Genomic DNA, 3,690 nt, shown 5'->3' with positions numbered 1-3,690 from the left:
CCTGGCCGGCCTCCTCCACAAAATGGCCGAGGCGCCGCCGCAAAAACGCGATGCGGCGCGCGGCGCCTTGATTCCGAGCCTCGATACGATGCTCGATTTGCTGCGGGCTTCGCTCACCGCCCGGAAGGTGACCATCGCTTCCATTCCTCCCGATTTAGCGCGCAACTGGGTGAGCGCCGACGGCCGCGCCCGCATCGAGGTCGCCCCAGCCGGTGATTCGAACAATAATGAGAACCTCTTGCGATTTTCCAAAGCGGTGCGCACGATCGACCCCAACGCCATGGGCGAGCCCATCGCCGTTCAAGAATCCGGCAATACGGTTGTTCGGGCGTTCATCGAGGCGGGGTGTTGGGCGCTGATCTCGATCAGCCTGCTCCTCTTCATTGTGCTGCGAAGGGTCACCGATGTGCTGTTGACATTGGTCCCGTTGCTGCTTGCCGGCGTCGTCACGCTTGAAATCACGGTCCTGATCGGCCTGCCGCTGAATTTTGCGAACATCATCGCGCTGCCTCTCATGCTTGGGCTAGGAGTTGCCTTCGAGATTTATTTCGTGATGGCGTGGCGGGCGGGGACCACGAATCTTTTGCAATCGAGTCTTACGCGCGCGGTCTTTTTCAGTGCGATGACCACCGCGACAGCGTTTGGCAGCCTTTGGCTCTCCAAGCATCCAGGCACCTCCAGCATGGGCAAGCTGCTTGCCTTGTCGCTTGTCTGCACATTGGCGGCGGCGATTTTATTCCAGCCGGCGCTGATGGGGCCGCCAAGGAAGGTCAATTTGTCGGGCGAGGAGGCCTGAACGGCCCTCGCTGCCCCTGCCTTTCGGGTGGCCGAAGGACGCGGGTTACGCCCACCATTTCTCCGGTGGCGCGATCCTTGGCGCCGATTGCTCGATGACATGCGCCACCGCGAACAGGGTCTCTTCGTCAAACGCGCGGCCGATCACTTGCAGCCCCAAGGGCAAGCCTTCGGAGGAAATTCCGGCCGGAACCGCAATGCCCGGCAGCCCTGCCATGTTCACGGTGACGGTAAAGATATCGTTGAGATACATTTCGACAGGATCGGCCGAGCCTTTTTCGCCGAGACCAAAAGCGGCGGACGGCGTCGCCGGGGTCAGGATCGCATTGATGCCGCTTGCAAAGGCAGTTTCGAAATCGCGCTTGATGAGGGTTCTGATCTTTTGCGCCCTGACATAATACGCGTCGTAGTAGCCAGCCGAAAGCACATAAGTGCCAATCATGATCCGCCGTCTGACCTCCTTGCCAAAGCCCGCCGCCCGCGTTCTTTCATACATGTCGGCGATGTCTTTCCCTGGGACTCGAAGCCCGTAGCGCACGCCATCGTAGCGGGCGAGATTCGACGAGGCCTCGGCCGGCGCCACGATATAATAAGCAGGCAAGGCATAACGCGTATGCGGTAGCGAAATGTCGGCGATTTTCGCGCCCGCTGCCTTCATCCATGCGACGCCTTGCGCCCAGAGGTTTTCGATTTCGGCCGGCATGCCATCGCGGCGGTATTCTTTTGGAATGCCGATTTTTAAACCCTTGACGCCGCGCCCAACCGCTGCCTCGAAGTCTGGCACCGGCATATCGACGGAGGTGGTGTCCTTAAAATCGTGGCCCGCCATCGAGCGCAGCAGAATCGCCGCGTCGCGCACCGTGCGCGCGATGGGACCTGCCTGATCGAGCGAGGACGCGAAGGCGACTATGCCGAACCGCGAACAGCGCCCATAGGTCGGCTTGATGCCGGCGGTTCCGGTAAACGCCGCGGGCTGGCGGATCGAGCCGCCGGTGTCGGTCGCCGTCGCACCGAAACAAAGCTTTGCAGCGACCGCCGCCGCCGAGCCCCCCGACGAGCCGCCGGGCACCAACGGGCTTTTTAAGCCCCGCCGCCGCCAGGGCGAAATCACCGGGCCGAAATAAGAGGTCTCGTTCGACGAGCCCATCGCGAATTCGTCGAGATTGAGCTTTCCCAGCATCACCGCGCCATCGCGCCAGAGATTGGCGGTGACGGTCGATTCATAGGGCGGCACGAAACCTTCGAGAATATGGCTGCCCGCCGTGGTCTGCACGCCCTCGGTGCAATAGAGATCCTTGACGCCGAGCGGAATGCCTTCGAGCGGCCCGGCGTTTCCCTGAGCGATCCGCGTGTCGGAGCTACGGGCCATGGCCAGCGCCTTCTCCGGCGTCTCTATGATGAAAGCATTCAGCGCCCGCGCGTTTTCGATTGCGGCGATATGCGCGCGCGCGAGTTCGACGGCGGAGAATTGCTTTTGGCTAAGGCCGTCTCTCACGCAGGCGAGCGTTAGCTCCGTGAGGCCGGTCATCGTTCCGCTCACTCCACGACCTTGGGGACGACAAAAAAATGATCGTCGGAGACCGGCGCGTTGGCGACGATTTTTTCGGGGATCGCGCCGTCGGTCACGGCGTCAGTGCGCTTTTTCATCGGCATCGGGATCACCGACGTCATCGGCTCGACGCCTTCGACATCGACGCTTGCTAATTCCTCGACGAAGGCGAGGATGGCGTTGAGCTCATTTTGCAGATGCGGCACGTCGGCCTCGCTGACCTTGATTCGCGCCAGATGCGCTATCCGCCGCACGGTCGCAGAATCGACGGGCATAAAATCTCCCTTGGGGCGAGGGTGAAACGAGCTGGCTATAGCACCGGGGCCTTGGCGCAAGCAATGCGCGACGGCAATCCAAATTCGCAACGCTGGTTTTTGCGTCAATCGTACCAAAATGTTTCGAGACCTGTGCGCAAGTGCTTGCCGATTCTTGCAGTGGCGAGTGGTCCATGATTCCCTTTTTCCATGCTGATTTGGAGGGTGTCATGGCACTTCGGCGGATTGGGCAGGAAGCCTTTCGGTTCGGCGCAAAGACTGTGCGGCAAACGAGCCTCGATGAGCTATCAGCATTGATCGATTGGCCGCTCGCGGAGCTTGTGCTGGCGGGGCTTTATCCGTCCGCCAAAGGCGAGAAGGCCTGGCCGCCCTTGGCGATGTTCAAGGCGCTGTTGCTTGCGACGTGGTATGATCTGTCCGATGTGCGGCTTGCCGAGGCGCTCGAAGACCGGGCGAGCTTCCGCCGCTTTTGCGGCTTTGCCCGCGAGGAAGACACGCCCGAGCGCACCGCTTTCGTGCGCTTCCGCCGCGAGCTTGCCGCCCGCGGGCTCGATCGCCGCCTGTTTGAGGCGATCACGCGCGATCTTGAGGCAAAGGGCGCTTGCGTGCGCAAAGGCACGATCATCGATGCCACCATCATCGGCTCGGCCACCAAAGGCGACGCGGAGGCGGCCTGGGCGAAGCATCGCACGCGCGCGCCGGCGCATGGCTACAAGGCCCACATTGCGGCCGACAAAGATACTGGCATCATCCGCGCGGTGGAGGCGACTGCGGCCAATGAGGCCGATGTGTCCATCGCGCCTTCCATCATCCCCGACGCGCCGGGCGCAGTTTTTGGCGACAAAGCCTATGATGCGAATTCAGTGAAAAAGGCGGTCAAAGCCAAGGGAGGGTCTGTCAAGATCCTGCGCAAAGGCCATCGCTGGTTGCCTCCCAAAAAGTTCCTCGCGCGCAATCGCAAGCTCGCGCCCATTCGCGCGCGAATTGAGAAAATTTTCGGGACCTGGAAACGCAGCTATCATTTTCGCGCGATGCGATGGGTTGGACTTGCCAAAGCAAGGTGCCAAGTTC

General features: G+C 61.4%; 4 protein-coding genes. 2 read left to right on the top strand and 2 right to left on the bottom strand.

From position 1 onward, the window contains the following. A partial coding sequence (locus ACREC7_RS16035) for an MMPL family transporter (RefSeq protein WP_431556691.1) occupies positions 1-796 on the top strand: 796 nt, incomplete at its 5' end. Positions 797-841: 45 nt separating this feature from the next. Here the strand turns inward: ACREC7_RS16035 and gatA are convergent. Further along, positions 842-2,323: an Asp-tRNA(Asn)/Glu-tRNA(Gln) amidotransferase subunit GatA gene (gatA, locus tag ACREC7_RS16030; RefSeq protein ID WP_431556690.1), complete on the bottom strand. Its 1,482-nt coding sequence runs from the start codon at positions 2,321-2,323 to the stop codon at positions 842-844. Positions 2,324-2,331: 8 nt separating this feature from the next. Continuing rightward, positions 2,332-2,619, bottom strand: coding sequence for an Asp-tRNA(Asn)/Glu-tRNA(Gln) amidotransferase subunit GatC (gatC, locus tag ACREC7_RS16025; protein WP_431556689.1), 288 nt, complete (start codon positions 2,617-2,619; stop codon positions 2,332-2,334). A 209-nt stretch (positions 2,620-2,828) separates the two neighbouring features. Here gatC and ACREC7_RS16020 point away from each other — a divergent pair. Beyond that, a partial coding sequence (locus ACREC7_RS16020) for an IS5 family transposase (RefSeq protein WP_431556688.1) occupies positions 2,829-3,690 on the top strand: 862 nt, incomplete at its 3' end.

It is taken from the genome of Methyloceanibacter sp., from assembly GCF_050728395.1.
Classification (GTDB): domain Bacteria; phylum Pseudomonadota; class Alphaproteobacteria; order Rhizobiales; family Methyloligellaceae; genus Methyloceanibacter.
This window is presented reverse-complemented; position numbering and strand designations above follow the sequence as displayed.